The 17,986-nt window shown below is 35.3% G+C and carries 17 protein-coding genes and 3 pseudogenes; 9 read left to right on the top strand and 11 right to left on the bottom strand.

The features are described from left to right. The first annotated feature begins 213 nt into the window (after positions 1-213). The 5 genes from EJF25_RS09370 to EJF25_RS09350 all read left to right on the top strand — a co-directional run bounded on the left by EJF25_RS09370 (position 214) and on the right by EJF25_RS09350 (position 5,586). On the top strand, positions 214-1,287 hold the full coding sequence (locus tag EJF25_RS09370; protein ID WP_125041018.1) for a disaccharide 3-dehydrogenase: 1,074 nt from the start codon (positions 214-216) through the stop codon (positions 1,285-1,287). A 22-nt stretch (positions 1,288-1,309) separates the two neighbouring features. After that, positions 1,310-2,779, top strand: a complete 1,470-nt coding sequence (locus tag EJF25_RS09365) for a glycoside 3-dehydrogenase (RefSeq protein WP_200832894.1) — start codon at positions 1,310-1,312, stop codon at positions 2,777-2,779. Positions 2,780-2,819: 40 nt separating this feature from the next. Continuing rightward, the gene (locus EJF25_RS09360) at positions 2,820-3,692 is read left to right on the top strand and encodes a 3-keto-disaccharide hydrolase (protein ID WP_125041017.1); all 873 of its coding nucleotides are present in this window, start codon (positions 2,820-2,822) and stop codon (positions 3,690-3,692) included. A 99-nt stretch (positions 3,693-3,791) separates the two neighbouring features. Next, on the top strand, positions 3,792-4,619 hold the full coding sequence (locus EJF25_RS09355) for a 3-keto-disaccharide hydrolase (protein ID WP_125041016.1): 828 nt from the start codon (positions 3,792-3,794) through the stop codon (positions 4,617-4,619). 91 nt (positions 4,620-4,710) lie between these two features. Further along, a complete protein-coding gene (locus tag EJF25_RS09350) occupies positions 4,711-5,586 on the top strand; it encodes a sugar phosphate isomerase/epimerase family protein (RefSeq protein WP_125041015.1) in 876 nt (291 codons plus the stop codon). A gap of 67 nt (positions 5,587-5,653) precedes the next feature. Here the strand turns inward: EJF25_RS09350 and EJF25_RS09345 are convergent, their stop codons facing one another. From EJF25_RS09345 to EJF25_RS09290, 11 genes and pseudogenes are all read right to left on the bottom strand, one after another. Then, on the bottom strand, positions 5,654-6,013 hold the full coding sequence (locus EJF25_RS09345; protein WP_125041014.1) for a DUF1622 domain-containing protein: 360 nt from the start codon (positions 6,011-6,013) through the stop codon (positions 5,654-5,656). A 91-nt stretch (positions 6,014-6,104) separates the two neighbouring features. Next, the gene (locus EJF25_RS25595; RefSeq protein WP_125041013.1) at positions 6,105-6,320 is read right to left on the bottom strand and encodes an XRE family transcriptional regulator; all 216 of its coding nucleotides are present in this window, start codon (positions 6,318-6,320) and stop codon (positions 6,105-6,107) included. Between the two features lie 189 nt (positions 6,321-6,509). Further along, positions 6,510-7,607: a helix-turn-helix transcriptional regulator gene (locus EJF25_RS09335; protein WP_125041012.1), complete on the bottom strand. Its 1,098-nt coding sequence runs from the start codon at positions 7,605-7,607 to the stop codon at positions 6,510-6,512. A gap of 390 nt (positions 7,608-7,997) precedes the next feature. Next, entirely contained in the window at positions 7,998-9,650 is a 1,653-nt protein-coding gene (locus EJF25_RS09330; RefSeq protein WP_125041011.1) for an InlB B-repeat-containing protein, read from the bottom strand. A 413-nt stretch (positions 9,651-10,063) separates the two neighbouring features. Continuing rightward, positions 10,064-10,442, bottom strand: a pseudogene (locus tag EJF25_RS26320) (RteC domain-containing protein). Then, a pseudogene (locus EJF25_RS09320) lies at positions 10,417-10,632 on the bottom strand (hypothetical protein); the annotation flags it as partial. The pseudogenes EJF25_RS26320 and EJF25_RS09320, both read right to left, overlap by 26 nt. A 193-nt stretch (positions 10,633-10,825) precedes the next feature. Further along, positions 10,826-11,167, bottom strand: coding sequence for a cupin domain-containing protein (locus EJF25_RS09315; RefSeq protein WP_125041010.1), 342 nt, complete (start codon positions 11,165-11,167; stop codon positions 10,826-10,828). Positions 11,168-11,180: 13 nt separating this feature from the next. Next, positions 11,181-12,146: a bifunctional helix-turn-helix transcriptional regulator/GNAT family N-acetyltransferase gene (locus tag EJF25_RS09310; RefSeq protein ID WP_125041009.1), complete on the bottom strand. Its 966-nt coding sequence runs from the start codon at positions 12,144-12,146 to the stop codon at positions 11,181-11,183. A gap of 123 nt (positions 12,147-12,269) precedes the next feature. Then, positions 12,270-13,197, bottom strand: a pseudogene (locus EJF25_RS24880) (phage integrase SAM-like domain-containing protein); the annotation flags it as partial. Positions 13,198-13,565: 368 nt separating this feature from the next. Continuing rightward, positions 13,566-14,576, bottom strand: a complete 1,011-nt coding sequence (locus tag EJF25_RS09295; RefSeq protein WP_125041007.1) for a GGGtGRT protein — start codon at positions 14,574-14,576, stop codon at positions 13,566-13,568. A gap of 18 nt (positions 14,577-14,594) precedes the next feature. Beyond that, on the bottom strand, positions 14,595-15,296 hold the full coding sequence (locus EJF25_RS09290) for an iron-sulfur cluster assembly scaffold protein (RefSeq protein WP_005677723.1): 702 nt from the start codon (positions 15,294-15,296) through the stop codon (positions 14,595-14,597). A gap of 236 nt (positions 15,297-15,532) precedes the next feature. Here EJF25_RS09290 and EJF25_RS09285 point away from each other — a divergent pair, with 236 nt between their 5' ends. From EJF25_RS09285 to EJF25_RS09270, 4 genes are all read left to right on the top strand, one after another. After that, positions 15,533-15,937: an HsmA family protein gene (locus tag EJF25_RS09285; RefSeq protein ID WP_125041006.1), complete on the top strand. Its 405-nt coding sequence runs from the start codon at positions 15,533-15,535 to the stop codon at positions 15,935-15,937. A gap of 117 nt (positions 15,938-16,054) precedes the next feature. After that, positions 16,055-16,555 carry a DMP19 family protein gene (locus EJF25_RS09280; RefSeq protein WP_125041005.1) on the top strand — a complete coding sequence of 167 codons (501 nt, stop codon included), beginning with the start codon at positions 16,055-16,057 and terminating at the stop codon, positions 16,553-16,555. Positions 16,556-16,639: 84 nt separating this feature from the next. Beyond that, on the top strand, positions 16,640-17,410 hold the full coding sequence (locus EJF25_RS09275; RefSeq protein WP_125041004.1) for a hypothetical protein: 771 nt from the start codon (positions 16,640-16,642) through the stop codon (positions 17,408-17,410). A 26-nt stretch (positions 17,411-17,436) separates the two neighbouring features. After that, on the top strand, positions 17,437-17,982 hold the full coding sequence (locus EJF25_RS09270; protein WP_125041003.1) for a Yip1 family protein: 546 nt from the start codon (positions 17,437-17,439) through the stop codon (positions 17,980-17,982). Positions 17,983-17,986: the final 4 nt, after the last annotated feature.

The following is a 17,986-nucleotide window of genomic DNA, read 5'->3' as shown; positions in this document are numbered from 1 at the left end:
GTATTATTTTTATATTTCTTTGTATAAGTATGCTTTCATTTTCTTACCAATTGCCGTACATTTGTTGCGTAGCTACTAATAGACATAAAAATATGAAACACGAATCTGCTAAGATATTTAAAAAAGACCACATATTTCTAGGATTGTCTGGAAGTTCAATATTGACTTTTATACCTTATTATATAATACTTTGAATAAATAAACAGAAGTAATATGAAAATTAAAGTTGGACTGATCGGTTTCGGTCGCATGGGACGATTTTATTTAGAAGAAATGCAAAAGAGTGGTCGATGGGAAGTTGCGTACATTTGTGATGTAAGTGCTGATTGTCGTGAACTAGCTAAAGTACTTTCACCGAAATCTAAAGTTGTAGCTGATGAACAAGTTATATTTGATGATGAAAGTGTGCAAGTAGTTGGACTTTTTGCATTAGCAGATTCTCGTAAGAAACAGATTGAACGTGCTATTCGTAGCGGAAAACACATTATTTCAGAGAAACCAGTTGCAGACACGGTTGATAGAGAATGGGAGGTTGTAGAACTTACGGAAAATAGTGACCGCCTTTCTACCGTTAATTTATATCTTCGAAATTCTTGGTATCATCGGGAAATCAAACAATTTATAGACAAAGGTGAAATCGGTGAATTAGCAATTTTGCGTATTTGCCACATGACTCCCGGATTAGCACCGGGTGAGGGACACGAATATGAAGGTCCTGCTTTCCACGATTGTGGAATGCATTATGTAGACATCGCTCGCTGGTATGCTGGTTGTGATTATAAAACGTGGCATGCTCAAGGTATCAATATGTGGAATTATAAAGATCCTTGGTGGGTACAGTGTCATGGAACTTTTCAGAATGGAGTAGTTTTTGATATCACACAAGGATTTGTATATGGGCAGTTGTCTAAAGATCAAACCCATAATTCATATGTGGATATCATCGGAACAAAAGGTATTGCCCATATGACTCATGATTTTCAAATGGCAAAAGTAGATCTTCATGGGGTTCATGAGACTATTCATTTGGAGAAACCTTTCGGTGGGAAAAACATCGATGCTTTATGTGATTTATTTGCAGATTCTATAGAAACAGGAATACGTAACCCTCGGTTGCCGTCTATGCGTGATTCTGCCATTGCTTCGGAATATGCCTGGACCTTTTTGGAAGATGCTCAAACACATGACTTGCCTTCTATTGGTAATTTGAGGACACTGGAAAAAATTCGCGAACGTAGAAAAAATATGAAAAATGGATATGGATTATTGCAGAATAATAATCTATAATTAATCCTTAATACTATAAATTATGTCAAACATTTCGAGGAGACAATTTATCAAAACGGGAGCTGCAGCGTTAGCAGGTATTTCTATTGCTCCTAACACAATTTTAGGTAAAAGCCATGGTCATGTGTCGCCAAGTGACAAAATAAACATTTTAGGTGTCGGGATCGGAGGCCGTGGTGCTAGTGTACTGAATGGTTTGTCAAGTCAAAACATTATTGGGCTTTGTGATGTAGATTGGAACTATAGCGATCATGTATTCAAGAAATACCCGAAAGCAAAACGATTTCGTGACTATCGTATTATGTTCGATAAGTTAGGAAAATCTGCAGATGCTGTAATGATAGCAACGCCTGATCATACTCATGCTATAATTGCGTCGGAAGCTATTATGATGGGGAAGAACGTTTATTGTGAGAAGCCACTAACTCATACGGTATATGAATCACGCTTATTGACAAAATTGGCTGAAAAATATAATGTAGCTACACAGATGGGTAATCAGGGGTCTTCGGCACCGGGTGTTCGTAAAGTCTGTGAATGGATATGGAATGGTGAAATTGGAGAAGTCACTAAAGTGGAAGCGTTTACAGACCGTCCTATTTGGCCACAGGGACTTAATCGTCCGGAAATAAGTGAAGCAATTCCTGAATCATTGGATTGGGATTTATTCCTTGGCCCAGCTCAATATCGTGATTATAATTCATGTTATACTCCATGGAACTGGCGTGGTTGGTGGGATTTTGGAACAGGCGCATTAGGTGATATGGCTTGCCATATCCTTCATCCTGTATTCAAAGGATTAAAATTAACTTATCCTACTAAAGTACAAGGTAGTTCTACATTATTGTTATCTGACTGTGCACCAAGTGCTCAGATGGTGAAATATACTTTTCCTGCTCGTGAAAATATGCCGAAGGTAGCAATGCCGGAGGTTGAAGTTATTTGGTATGATGGAGGTTTAAAACCAATGCGTCCTGAAGGATTGCCTGCACATAAAGATCTGAATGATCATGGTGGTGGTGTCATTTTCCATGGAACAAAAGATACTCTTATCTGTGGTAGCTATGGTATTAATCCATGGTTATTGTCAGGAAGAAATCCGGATTCTCCAAAAGTGCTACGTGAAATTCAGGAATCTCACGAAATGGATTTCGTACGTGCATGTAAGGAAAAACCGTCTAGTCGTATACAGACTGCATCTTCGTTCAGCGAAGCAGGTCCTTTCAATGAAATGGTAGTAATGGGTGTACTTGCTATCAGATTGCAATCGCTCAACCAAGAGTTGCTGTGGGACGGACCGAATATGACGTTTACCAATATTGATCCGAATGCTACTGTTCGTTCTGTCATCAAGGATGGTTTTACTATTAAGAATGGTCATCCAACCTTTGATAAAACTTGGACAGAACCAGTTAATGCACAGGCTTTTGCTCAGGAACTGATCAAACATACATATCGTGAAGGATGGAAATTACCTGATATGCCTAAATAATAAAAAACTAACTCAAATATTAATTTAATAAATTGAATTCATGAAAAATCTGTTTTATCCTTTAGCTTGCTGCGTAATTGCCGGTGCGTTGACATCTTGTGGCGGTGGCAAGAAAAATGCTAATACTCAAGAAGAGCAATCATCTGATATGGTTACCCTTGGGTATTCAAAATCATTAAAAGCTGCCGATACTGACAGTCTACAATTGCCGATAGACAAAGATGGTTATATTACTATTTTTGATGGAAAAACTTTTAATGGTTGGCGTGGTTATGGTAAAGATAGAGTTCCATCTAAATGGGTTATCGAAGATGGCTGTATTAAGTTCAACGGTTCTGGTGGTGGAGAAGCTCAGGATGGTGATGGTGGAGATCTTATCTTCGCTCACAAATTTAAAAATTTTGAACTGGAAGTAGAATGGAAAGTTTCTAAAGGTGGTAACTCTGGTATCTTCTATCTGGCTCAGGAAGTTACTTCTACTGATAAGGATGGTAATGAGAATTTGGAGCCTATTTACATTTCAGCTCCTGAATATCAGGTGTTAGATAATGCAAATCATCCGGATGCAAAACTTGGTAAAGACAACAACAGACAATCAGCTTCTTTGTATGATATGATTCCTGCTGTTCCTCAAAATCAAAACCCATTTGGTGAATGGAATAAGGCTAAGATTATGGTATTCAAAGGAACTGTAGTTCACGGTCAGAATGATCAAAACGTTCTTGAATATCATTTATGGACACCGAAATGGACTGAAATGCTTCAAGCAAGTAAGTTTAGTGAAGAAAAATGGCCTTTGGCATTCCAATTGCTGAATAATTGCGGCGGTGATAATAGAGAAGGATTTATTGGATTCCAAGATCATGGTGATGATGTTTGGTTCCGTAACATTCGCGTTAAAGTTCTTGATTAATAAGAATACTTACTCTATAGGATAACTTCATTGAAGGATATATTTTGATATTTCTTCAATGAAGTTATTAATATGGAGTAATGATTAAGTATTTCACTAATGAAATTTAGATATTTACTTATATTATTGGCTTTTTTGATCGCATTGCCTCAAGCACTGGATGCAAAGAAAAAGAAGGAGGTTACTCTTACTTATTCTAAGTCGTTGAAAGCTGCCGATACTGGAAAACTGCGATTGCCGATAGACAAGGATGGTTATATCACTATTTTTGATGGTAAAACTTTTAATGGCTGGCGTGGCTATGGTAAGGATCGAGTTCCATCTAAATGGATTATCGAAGATGGTTGTATTAAGTTCAACACTTCTGGTGACGGTGATGGTGGTGATCTTATCTTTGCCCACAAATTTAAAAACTTTGAATTGGAAGTAGAATGGAAAATTTCAAAAGGAGGAAACTCCGGTATTTTCTATTTGGCTCAGGAATTAACTACTACCGATAAGAATGGCAATGAGGTTTTGGAACCTATTTACATTTCTGCTCCTGAATATCAGGTGTTGGATAATGCAAATCATCCGGATGCGAAACTTGGTAAAGACAACAACAGAAAATCAGCTTCTCTGTATGATATGATTCCTGCTGTTCCTCAGAACCAAAAACCATTTGGTGAATGGAATAAAGCTAAAATTATGGTACACAATGGAACCGTAGTTCATGGTCAGAATGATCAAAACGTTCTTGAGTATCATTTATGGACACCACAATGGACTGAAATGCTTCAGGAAAGTAAGTTCAGTGAAAAAAGATGGCCTTTGGCATTTCAAATGCTGAATAATTGTGGTGGTGATAATAAAGAAGGATTTATTGGATTCCAAGATCATGGTAATGATGTTTGGTTTCGTAGTATCCGCATAAAAATTCTTGATTAATAAAGATAATTAATTAACAACTTCGTTGAATATCATATATAGATAGTTATTCAATAGAGTTATATCGTTTTATAATTAAACATTTTAAACCATGAAATTTAGATATTTGCTTATATTATTTGCTTTTTTGATCGCTTTACCACAAGCAGCAGATGCAAAGAAGAAAAAAGATGTTACTATCCAACTTTATTCAGTTAGAGATTTAATAAAAGAAGGATCTGATTTTAATGCTTTATTAAAGAAATTGGCTCAGATGGGATATTCAAGCGTAGAAGCTGCCAACTATAACGATGGTAAGTTTTACGGTTTAACTCCAGAAGACTTTAAGAAAGCCGTTGAAGATGCAGGTATGACTGTTTTGTCTTCACATTGTTCAAGAGGTTTGTCAGATCAAGAATTGGCTTCCGGTGATTTTACTGAATCACTGAAATGGTGGGATCAATGTATTGCTGCTCACAAGGCTGCTGGAATGAAATATATTGTAACTCCTTGGTTAGGAGTGCCTAAAACAGTCAAAGATTTGCAGACTTATTGTAATTATTTTAACGAAATAGGAAAGAGATGCAAGGAGAATGGCATGTTATATGGATACCACAACCATGCTCATGAATTTGAGAAAGTAGAAGGTAAAGAAGTAATGTATAACTACATGCTCGAAAATACTAATCCAGATTATGTCTTTTTCCAAATGGATGTATATTGGGTAGTAAGAGGCCAGAATAGTCCGGTTGATTATTTCAAAAAATATCCGGGACGTTTTAAAATATTGCACATCAAAGATGATCGTGAACTTGGTCAAAGTGGTATGGTAGGATTTGATGCTATCTTTAAGAATGCAGCAACTGCTGGTGTTCAGAATATTGTAGCTGAAATTGAAAGATATAGCTGCCCTGTGGAAGAAAGCGTCAAAGAAAGTATTGACTATCTGTTAGATGCTCCTTTTGTAAAGGCTTCGTATCGTAAGTAATATTAATGATATAAAATGAAAAATCCCTGTAGTTGAAAGACTATAGGGATTTTTTATTGGTAATAGATTAAGCCTTTGTTTTTTTTGAACGCTCGTTTTGATCTAGTTCCTTAATTTCTTTATTTAGAAAAACAGAAAGTATTGTTCTCACAATAACCACTCCACCTAAGATGGCTAATTCGTCTAAAGTTGGATCTACTACAGTTTTTAAAATATCTGAAGCAATAAGAAATTCTAGTCCAAGTAGAAGATAACTGCCAAAGTCAGTACGTAATTCCCGGATGTTATTAAGGGAGTATGTACCGTTGAATCGTTTTATTTCATTGCGTAAAAAAGCAATGAAGCCGACAAATACTCCATAGGTGACGATCAGTAAACTGATAACACTGATAATCGTAGCTAACGTATTTAAGAAAGTGAGTAGCATCGTTCATGATGTTTAGTTATGATATATCAACAAATGATGGACTACAATAGTTCTTATTTTCTTTTATACTTATTTTCTACCCAGTACAATCTTATAAGTCAGTAGAATCTAGCTCTGAAATATAATAGCTGAAAAAGTCATGATTTAGTATTTGGCTTATTCGTAATAAAAGTTCCGTATCTATACTTTTTCTTTTAAATATAGAATATACATTCGTCCTATCACAATAGAGTTTGTTTGCAAACCATGTGACAGGGCGTTCTTGACGATGAAGCTCTGTTTCAATTATTTTACCAATGTGTATCATTTGCGTAGTATTGTGTTCTATATAATTTTATTCCCCAATTTTAGACTTTATATACTCATTTTTGGGCTCACCCTTTTGATTTCTTCACCAAAAATAATGTATTAGTTTAGAGCATAAAAATAAAAAGTGTCTCATTTTTAAAATGAGACACTTTTCTATATACTTGTAAAAAGAGATATGTGAGATGATTTACTGTTTAATTGAATGATTTTCAATGTATTTTGATGGTGATACACCATATTTTTCCGAAAAGTTACGATAGAAAGTGGCACGTGAGGTGAAGCCACATAAATACATTAATTCCTTCACGTTTTTATTGGAGTTTTCTGTTGCCAGTTGCTTAAAATATTCTAATCGTCTATAATTGATATATTCTCTAAAACCTGTAAAACCTCCACTCTTGATTGCTTCTGAAATGGAATATTTTTTTTCACCCAAAAATTTAGCCAAACATTCTATATTATAATTCTGATCTGTATATGGGTGTTCTTCTTTAAAGTATGTTTCGATTGTTGTGAAAAGTGGTAATGTTTGAGGTAACTTTGTATATGATTCTTCTTTGCTCATTTCACAAATCATATCTATATGGTCAGAAAATGGATTCTCGTAGCGTAAATATTGTATGGAAAATAAGATAGTGAATATAATGGAAATAATTCCGAATAAATTGAATATAAATTCATTGATATTCAAGGTAAACAGTATGTATATACCCAGAAAAAGAAATAGGAATGCAATGAATGCATACATGTTATTGTTAATCTTGCGGTAGGTTTTATTGCTGATTATTGGATAGACTAGAAAAGTCAGTGGAATGAAAATTGAAAGCAGGAATATGGTTAGTCTTAATTTTATATCCAGTTCTCCAATATTGGGAATAATTTCATTTAAAGAATTAATAGGAGTGATTTTTCCATTGAAAAAAAGATAGCATAATCCTACGGTTATAATAATGATGGGTGGAAGTAAGAAAGTAAATATTCTTAAATAGTTAAAGTATCCGGGGGATAATGATATGATCGGAAAAAGACATACAATACTGGCTAATGAATACCATTTAAGCATTTTCTCGATGTTGAGGAGGTCTGTGAATTCATATGTGGGAGTATCTGTGACTATCATTAGCCATCCAATATTTTCCCATGACATCACTGCGCCAATGGCAAATGCTATTATTCCCCAATAAAGTCTTTGATAGTTGTCTTTTGCTCGAAAAATGAGTATTACTCCCATTGCAAGAGCAATTAGGTCAAATGTAAGTTCAATAGATAAATATGTTATTCCCATAAATAAAAAAATAGGAGAGTACTTTTATGAAAGAAAGTACTTTCCTCTACGGATTTATACCAAATATGTTAAAGAATTTATCTCTAAATTTTTAAATAATGTTTCTGAATAAGCCGTATTGTTAAGAAATATTCAGAATCTTAATTTCTTGGCAAAGATAGTGAATTTATATTTCTCTTAATCTGAATGGCATATCAATAATTTATAAATTGTTGTTTTTACCATAAGGATGAATTAATCAAAAACTGAAATTTGACGCAATTACTATTATGTTGATGCATAATTGGAAATAAGAAGTGCATCTCAAAAGTATTCTTATATAGCTTTTGAGATACACTTTATTTTGATACAATTTCTTCTTTTATTATAGTATCAATTCTTCGTTCAGTCTTATCTGTTTGAAGAATGTTGTATTGTTTTAAACTTACTATCTTTTCTTATTGATTTTACAGAACGATAATCATAGTCTTCATTGTATTCGTAAGTCATATAGATAGTGCCTCCGTTGGCTTTGTTTCCAGTGTAGGAATAAGTACCTCTTTCTTCCTCTTCATCCCATGCAGATGGATTCTTACCGTCTGCACTTGCAGAAGTTCTATAATACAATTGAAATGTTTTGTCTGCTTTGAGTTCAATTTTGTTGTTATAATATTTGTTGCCGTCTTTTTCCCAATCAGACATAACATAGGCTCCTACAGGAAATTCCCCTTTCGATTCATAATCACAATAAAAAGTCTCGTCATAAGCTATAAATTCACAACGGTTTCCGGTGAACGAATAAGTAAATTTTGCAATGTTTTCTGTAGCTCTAGAACATGCCTGTAATTTATTAAATGCGGCTATAACATCGAATTCTTGCATCACTTCATATGGTAAATTATTGTATAATCTATATGTTTCATCCACTATTTTAATCACTTCATCGTAATTTTCTGAACTAATTTGATTTGGATTAGGTAATGTGTTGGCTTTTTGTATAAATTTCGCCTTCAATTCATCGATACTGATGACTTTTAGTGTTACAACCTGAGAGATTGAAGGGAATTCTGCAGATGAAATGCTAATATTGATTGTGCTACCTGCTGTGAGCGCAGGATTGATCATGAATGTTATGTTATGTTTATCTTTAGTAATTTCACCTTGTGCCCAAGTCTCGAGATTGTCATATGTAAAGTTTACATCACTATTGGTAGCTTCTTCACCATTGGCGTCTAATCCAATAGCATATAAGTAAAATGGATTCTCAGAATTTGTAGTAACATAAATTAATCCGTCGACTGGCATAGGATCAAATCCTAATTTAGAGGTTGCACGATAAGGTTTGGCTATTAATTGATTGATGGCATTAATTAACGCTTGGTATGCGTTATAAATTTCTGTGGGAGTTGGATTCTGAGAGATAGCAACTACTTTAGCAGCTTGTAGTTTGCTGTACATAACTTCGTAAGATTCATCTTCGTAATTATTATCATTCAACTGAGTAGCTTCTTTAATTAACTCATTTAATGATGTGAGAGTTATTTCTGTCCATTTGGCATAGAGAGTAAGATCCTTTGTGATTGGAGTACTGAAATCATATGCATTTGTCAAAGCAGCATCCGTATACCATCCTTCAAAAGCGGCTCCTTCTTTTGTTGGGGTGAGTGGTTTTACTGCAAATCCGCCTTCTGCTACCCCCTGAGGGTCTATAGCATTACCTCCATTAACGTTGAAAGTAACTGTGTAATCGACTTGTTGCCATTTAGCATAAAGAGTGATATCTTTCACTACTATATCACTTTCGAATTTCCATATATTAGTATAATTTGATTCTTTATACCAACCAACAAAAATTGATTTGTCTTTAGTAGGAGCAGTAGGCTCTTTTATTTTTGCCCCATCGTTTACAGTTTGTGGACTTACATTACTTCCTCCTTGTGAGTCAAATGTAACAGTGAATTGTTCGGGTAGTTTATTGTCATCATCACTTCCACAGCTTATTATAATAACTGTAAGTAAGGCAATGGCGCATACTTTTGAAAAATAATGTTTAATAGTTTTCATTTTCTTTTATTTTAGTAGTTAATAAAAATCTTTGTTCAAGAAGGGGATTATTGTATATATACAGAATAGCTATTTTAAATGTGGATAGATGACTTTGATCATATAAAACACTTAGCTTGCTTGTTCTTTTTTGTGCCACAAAGGTAGTCGGTATGAGAAGAGAAATGTAGAATTACCGTAGCGAAAATTTAAACATACTTGTAGAATATAATTCACGTCTTCTATGGGATACTTTAATTGCCTCTTTGGGAGCTTGGGGCATCTTTTTGGACTTATGATTGGTGTTTTGAAGAATTTATAATTTAATATCGGCAGGATAATTCTTTTTGATATATTTAAGAATTTTAGAGATACATAATAGTAGCTCAGTATCAATACTTTGTCGATTGAATATTTTATAAATATTTGTTCGGTCACAATATAGTTTTTGAGCGAATCAAGATATTGGTCGGTTTACACTTAATGACATCCATATACTTTTGGTGATAATCTCTTTGATATTAAAAAGCCATTCAAAGGCTTTCCCTAAATCCGTCAAATGAACAGGTTTTCCATTCTGATATATTATGCGTTTGGAAAGAAATAAGCCACTAACTATTCCCATGATGTCAATAAGGCTTGTCTTATTTGCTAAGTGGAGAGAGGAAATAAAGAGCCTATTTGTATGTTGCTGAAACTGTTCTGGATATTTTATGTGCAGTTTGATAATACGCATTTTATTGTTTAGCAATTCTATTGCTTCATCAATCAAATGTAAATAGAGTATTTTTTCTTGCTCAAACCGTAAACGATACGATTTAAGACGGGGTAAACCAAAGGAAAAACAATGTAATAAAACGCTATAATCCTGTTCGTTGATACTGAAATCGGCTACATGAGTAGCTAATTCCTCAATAGCTTCTGTTAATTCATTCGCAGAAACTTCACGCTGTGAGTATTCCGACAATAGCCGAGAAAATTTCAAGTTTAACAACTCTTTCATTATGTAAATGGTAAATGTTAGGGACTTTATATTTTTAAAGTCCCTACTGAGTATTTTGTAATTACATTCTTGTAATGGGGATAATCATCGTTTAAGCACACTAATAAAAATAGTTTTGCATTCTTTATTGTGTGAAGTGAAAAATATTGATTTTCCCTTGTGGTGGTTTAAATACTATGCGTCTTTATGGAGTTTACAAATAATCTTCTCTATGCGGAGTAAAAACATCAACAACTTCTCCACCTGTTATAACTTCAAAGGAATGAGGCGTCTTGCCCGGTATAGCGTAACTGTCACCCGGATTTAGAACAATATCTATATTTTCAGGACTTTCTATCTTTAATCTATACTGACCTGACACCACATATCCGCATTGTTCATGTGGATGCTGGTGAGTAGTGACAAGATTACCTTTAGCATAGTTCATCTTGGTTACCATTGACTTTTCACCAATTGCCAAGACATCAAACAACACACCTTTGAATGTTTTTTGTTTGACTTCATTCTTCTTTACTACTGTTTTTTTTACAAACATAATACATTTAATTTTATTGTTGATTTAAAACTAATTCCATTTGGATATCACCTCTTGCATAAGATGGATGATATTCTCTAAGTTCTTTAAAACCTAATTTGCGATAAAGGCTAATTGCAGGTTTTAAAATTGTGTTACTTTCCAAAAATAGTTTGGTTGCGCCAAGTTCTTTCGCTTTGTTTATAGCCGCATCACATAAAATACGTCCTATACCTTTCTTTTGAACATCGGAAGCTACTGCCAACTTGGCTAATTCATAATCATAAGTTGGATGGTCCAATTTACATAAAGCACATACACCTACAGGTTCATTCTTGTAAAGAGCCACGAAGATATACCCCCCCTTATCTAAAATATACTCTTGTGGATGATTTAAAGCCTTAGAATCCGCATCTTCTATTTTCCAATGAGCAGTTATCCATTCTTCATTTAGAGAACGGAAGGCAGATTGATAGCGATGTTCATAAGGTATTACTTTTATGTTTTTACTCTCTCGTATTTTCTTTTCTTCTTTTACTCGTTGCAATAATGATTTTTCTGATAACAGATTTTCCCATTCCTCAATAGCCCTCCATAAATCATTTTGAGTTTGTTGGGTTATCCGCTCAACAGCTGCCGTAACATCTGCACATTGTTCCGCAAATAAGTCAGACATTTTTTTCCCTTTAACAGATAACAGTACCCTGTTTTTTCTTCCATCAGACTTATCTTTTGTTTCTTTCACAAGCCCTTTTGCAACCATTTCTTTAATGATGTTGCTCACCGAGGGATGAGAATGTCCTATTTCTTTTGCAATCGAAGTAATTGTCATCGCCTCTCCCTGTGATAAAACAAAAAAGACAGGAAACCATTTCGGTTTGAGGTCTACTCCGAACATTTCATAAATTAACGCCGCGTCTGCTGTTATTTTATCAGTCAGCATGCGCAGTCTACTACCAATAGCCAATTTGCCAGTCTTATAAAAAAAGTCTGCATTCATAATATATGTTATTAGATACGTAATTGATTACGCAAATGTAGAGAGCATTTTTTATATGTGCAAACTTTTGGGGTAAATTTTTCGCTGAATGATATTTTGCTTATATTCAGGGAGCTACCTCCCCCCCCCCTTGTACTTGTCTAGTATTAGCTTGGTAATGGGAAGTAAAGGGATTCTTGATAGCACACCTGTTTTTACTCTACGTTTCTTAATCCAAATTCTATCTTTAACACCCTTCTCAAAGTGTTCTGCTGTTAGAGTTTTGATGTCAATGTAGCTAAGACCAGTGAAACATCCAAAGAGGAACATGTCTTTTGCTCTTTCAAAGCGTGGAATAGGGGTATTAAAGTTGATAATCTTCCTCAATTCTTCTTCATCTAAGAAATCTATCTCTACGGATTCACGTTCTACTTTATAGGTAGAGAATGGATTGAATGCCATGTAGGAATTGGCTACTGATAGATTGATAATCTTCTTTAGTAGCTTTAAATGTTTGGTGGATGAGTTCTGTGCCATTTCCTTTATTTATTCTTGGAAATGAATGAAAGGATTGGATGAAGTTTAGATTCAGTTCACGTAAGTATAAATCTTCTCGTTTGTACTTCTGTTGAATAAACTCCTTTAGTAATCTGATGGTATAAACAGGTACCCAGTAAGTAGCTTTAGAAACTCCATTATCTATGTTCTTTATTATGCTCTGTAAAAACATCAAATAGACTTCTTTCTTTAATGGATTCTGCCTTGTCATAAGCATCACGCAATAGCTCTGCTGTGATAATAAAACCTCTATTTAATAATTCAGCTTCTTTCTGGTAAGTTTGGTTTTGATAGCTTTTAGATATTAGATAATTGTTGAGGCTTTGAGCTTCTTCGTCTCTACCTTTAACCTGCTGTTTTGCTTTTTCCCATTTATTAATGGCTACTTGTTTGCCTGTTGAAATGGACACCTGTTACCGTTTACTGTAATTGTAGTCTCAATAGGAGCTTTACCGCTCTTTCTTGTTTTACTTTCTCTTATAGTAAAGAGAATAGAGAATGAACTTCTTACCATAGTTTAATTATTTAAAATTAGACATAGGAAAGTTCTTTAAATACGATGTATCTATTTGTCTATTAGTATTATACGACTGAATTTGAGACCACTTGTTTAGATTTTGTAAAATGGTCGCAATTTGGTCGTAAGCATAGCTTTAATTTAGCTCCATTTTAAGGATAATCAGCCACACTTTATACTTGTCAAGAGAACTGATTTTGAGCTATCATTTGCCTCAATCGCATCACTCAATCATAGTCATTTATAAAAAGGATAGTAAATGAGAAGGAATGTCAGAATAGGGGAGAAGTAGCGTAGTATAGTTCCAATAAAAATCCCCATAACTCATAGAATTACAGGGATTTATTGTGTTGTAATTATCTAAATTACTTAGCTAAAGCCTGAGCTACGTCTACAGCACAAGCCACAGTACAACCTACCATAGGATTGTTACCAATACCTAGGAATCCCATCATCTCTACGTGAGCAGGAACTGATGAAGAACCGGCGAACTGAGCGTCAGAGTGCATACGACCCATTGTGTCTGTCATACCATAAGATGCAGGACCAGCAGCCATATTATCTGGGTGAAGAGTACGACCTGTACCACCACCTGAAGCAACTGAGAAATATGGTTTACCTGCAAGAACGCGTTCTTTCTTGTAAGTACCAGCAACCGGATGTTGGAAACGAGTCGGGTTAGTAGAGTTACCAGTGATAGATACATCTACACCTTCTTTCCACATGATAGCTACACCTTCGCGAACATCATCAGCACCGTAGCATTTTACTTTTGCACGAGGACCGTCAGAGTAAGCGATTTCGCGAACAACTTTCAGTTCACCTGTGAAATAATCAAACTGAGTCTGAACATAAGTAAAGCCGTTGATACGAGAGATAATCTGAGCAGCGTCTTTTCCAAGACCGTTCAGGATACAACGCAATGGTTCTTTACGTACTTTGTCTGCTTTTGCAGCGATTTTGATAGCACCTTCAGCTGCAGCGAAAGACTCGTGACCTGCTAAGAATGCGAAACATTTAGTTTCTTCGCGCAGCAACATAGCAGCTAAGTTACCATGACCGATACCAACCTTACGGTCGTCGGCTACAGAACCCGGAATACAGAATGCTTGCAAACCGATACCGATAGCTTCTGCAGCTTCAGCAGCGTTTGTACAATGTTTTTTCAGTGCAATTGCAGTACCTACTACATACGCCCATTTTGCATTTTCAAAACAGATAGGCTGAGTTTCTTCACAAGTTTTATAAGGATCAAGTCCGGCAGCTTCGCAGATTGCGTTAGCTTCTTCGATGTCTTTGATGCCGTTAGCGTTCAAGGCAGCAATAATACCCTTGATACGACGGTCTTGGCTTTCGAATTTTACTTCTCTAATCATAGTTTTTTCCTCCTTATATTATTCGTGACGTGGATCAATATGTTTAACTGCTCCCTGTTCTGCTGTTACACGTCCGTAAGTACCGGTAACTTTCTTCAATGCTTCGTTAGCATCGGTTCCTTTCTTGATTTCATCCATGAATTTACCCATGTGAACGAATTCATATCCACAGATTTCATCATTCTTATCCAAGAAGATATTTTTGATGTAACCTTCAGCCATTTCAAGGTAACGGGGACCTTTAGCCAAAGTACCGTAAAGAGTACCTACTTGGCTACGCAGACCTTTACCCAAATCTTCCAGACCGGCACCGATGATCAAACCACCTTCAGAGAAAGCTGACTGAGTACGTCCGTAAACGATCTGCAAGAATAGTTCACGCATAGCAGTATTGATAGCATCGCAAACTAAGTCTGTGTTCAATGCTTCAAGGATAGTTTTACCCGGAAGGATTTCAGCAGCCATAGCAGCTGAGTGAGTCATACCAGAACATCCGATAGTCTCCACTAAAGCTTCCTGGATGACACCTTCTTTAACGTTCAGTGTTAGTTTGCAAGCACCCTGTTGAGGAGCACACCAACCAATACCGTGTGTCAACCCTGAAATATCAACAATTTCTTTTGATTTTACCCATTTGCCTTCTTCGGGTATGGGAGCCGGTCCGTGATTAGGACCCTTCTTTACAACACACATGTGTTCCACTTCGTGTGAATAAGTCATAATTAGCTCTTTTTTAAATGATATAATTAAAAATACGTAGTCGTGATTCTCTAAATCGCCCACAAAGTTAGTCGATTTATTTGTTTCTGCAAATTGCCATTTATTACTTTTTTGTGAAAAGCAAGAAATAGGTTTACGTTTCTCTTTCGTTTGCAAAGTCGGGATTGCATTTCTGAAAGATTGAAACATATTGAACTATCTGTTTACGAGGTTGTTGTTATCTGAAACTAAATCTTATGGAACTAAATCAGGTAGACATACATTATTTAATAGCAGCGATTTGCGTAATTTCATCCGCATTGATTTTTTATACGATTGGTGTCTGGGGAGAACGTCTTCAAAAGAAATTAAAATTTTGGCATATTGTTTTTTTTCTATTGGGATTGGTTGCCGATACGGTTGGAACTAGTCTGATGGAGCACATCGCAGAATTGACTCACTTGCATGATGAAATTCATATGGTGACGGGGACAATTGCTATCCTTTTGATGTTTGTGCATGCTTCGTGGGCGATATGGACTTATGCGAAGGGGTCTGCTAAAGCTAAACAGCATTTCAATCGCTTTAGTATTGTTGTGTGGTGTATTTGGCTTATACCTTATTTAATAGGAGTGTATTTGGGAATGCATTTGCATGAATAAACGATTTTCTTCAGACGTACATCTGGGGAAAATCGTTTTAGTAAGATTATAGAAGTATCGTTATAGTAAATAGAATAAAAATTCGTAGCTTTGTTGCGAAACTTATAGGACAGAGCTATGATAGAGATTACAGATGGGGCTTTACAGGCTGCCGCAGGTGAAGGCATGGATGAATTTATCCAAGTATTCACAGATAAATATAAAGAAGTGATTGGCGGTGAATTGGCTGCTGAAACAATGTCTTTGCTGACGGGAGAGCAACATTCGTTGTTGGCTTATCAGATTTTTCGTGATGAAATAATGGTTGGTGGATTCTGCCAGTTGATTCAAAATGGTTATGGAGGATATATTTTTGATAATCCATTTGCAAAGGTGATGCGTTTATGGGGAGCTGATGATTTTTCTAAATTAATATATAAAGCCAAGAAAGTATTTGATGCCAATCGTAAGGACTTAGAGAGGGAACGGACCGATGATGAATTTATGGCAATGTATGAGCAATTTGAGGCTTTTGATGATCTGGAAGAAGAATATCTGGACATGGAAGAACGGGTAACTGCAACGATTGCTAGTTATGTAGATGATCATTTGGAACTTTTTGCAAAAATAATAAAGTAGTGGATGCAGTATTTTTTAAGTGATAGCATTTATTAATTGTGAATTAGAATTTATATCTTTGCAAAATCTAAAAATATGTTGTTTATGAAACAAATGAAATTTTTCTTGGTGACCTTAATGGTTGTTTTAATGGGGGTATCTGTTACTTCTTGTTTGAAGGGTGATGATAATACTGAGGTACAGGCTTATACCGTAGCAAAAGTAACGGATAATATGTTTGCCTATGTATCATTTCTGGATATCAGTGGATATAAAATGATTTCAAAAAATATTGTGACAGAACTATCCAATGTAAATTCAGGTGATTTTATATATATGTTGTATACTTATGATAGGAAGACTGATGTGGATCCGAATTCTCAGACTATCAATATAACAGTCAATGCAGCTCAAAAGATTTCAGGGAATAGTGTTAACGGTATTACAGAGGAAATGGATGCTGATGAAACCTATGCATCTGATAAACCTGTTATAGAGATTTCGGATGAATACTCTAAGCCGCTAATGTTTGATAATTATAATTTGGTTATACCTATTCAGTATTATGCTAAAGAAAATATTGATAAACATAAGTTTAGTTTGGTATATTATACTGATAAATTGAAGGGTAAGGAAGAGAACGCAGGCTTGACTTTGTATTTGCGTCATCAATCGGAAGAAACAGGAGAAAGCCTTAGATATTTTTCTTATAGAACTTTTGATTTAAAAGAGGTTCTGTCTGCATATAAAGAAGAATATGGAAGTTTTCCGGCAAATATCATTATTCAAATAGAGAAAAATTCTCTTTCAAATGGAGAAATTCCGACAAAAACAACTCCAGTTTCATTTGAATATAAATATAACGACAAACTTTGAATTACAAAGAATTATTTAACATCGCAATGAAATTGATTTCCTCTCCGGTCAAAGCTTGGGAGGGAATTTTTATGGAAAAGGATAGGCGAAAAGTATTTATTACCTTTGTCTATCCTATGATAGGTTTATGTGGCTTGTCTGTTTTCATTGGCTCTTTGCTGACCAATGGATGGGGAGGACCTCAAAGTTTTCAGATAGCTATGACTAATTGTTGTGCCGTAGCTGTGGCCTTGTTCGGTGGTTACTTTTTGGCTGCTTATGCTATTAATGAGATGGGGATTAGAATGTTTGGCTTGTCGGCAAATCTTTCATTGGCACAGCAGTTTGCCGGATATGCGCTTGTTGTACCTTTCTTATTGCAAATCGTAACTGGACTTTTGCCTGATTTTAGAATTATTGCCTGGTTATTGCAGTTCTACATCGTTTATGTGGTGTGGGAAGGTGTTCCCATAATGATGAGAGTGGAAGAAAAACAACGATTGAAATACACCCTTTTGTCGTCTCTATTGTTAATACTATGTCCGGCAGTGATTCAATTTGTGTTCAACAAACTGACGGCTATACTTAATTAATATG

The sequence above is a fragment of the Bacteroides faecalis genome, assembly GCF_003865075.1.
In the GTDB taxonomy this organism is placed as follows: domain Bacteria; phylum Bacteroidota; class Bacteroidia; order Bacteroidales; family Bacteroidaceae; genus Bacteroides; species Bacteroides faecalis.
Note: the sequence above shows the minus strand (reverse complement) of the source record. Positions and strands in the feature narration are given on the sequence as shown.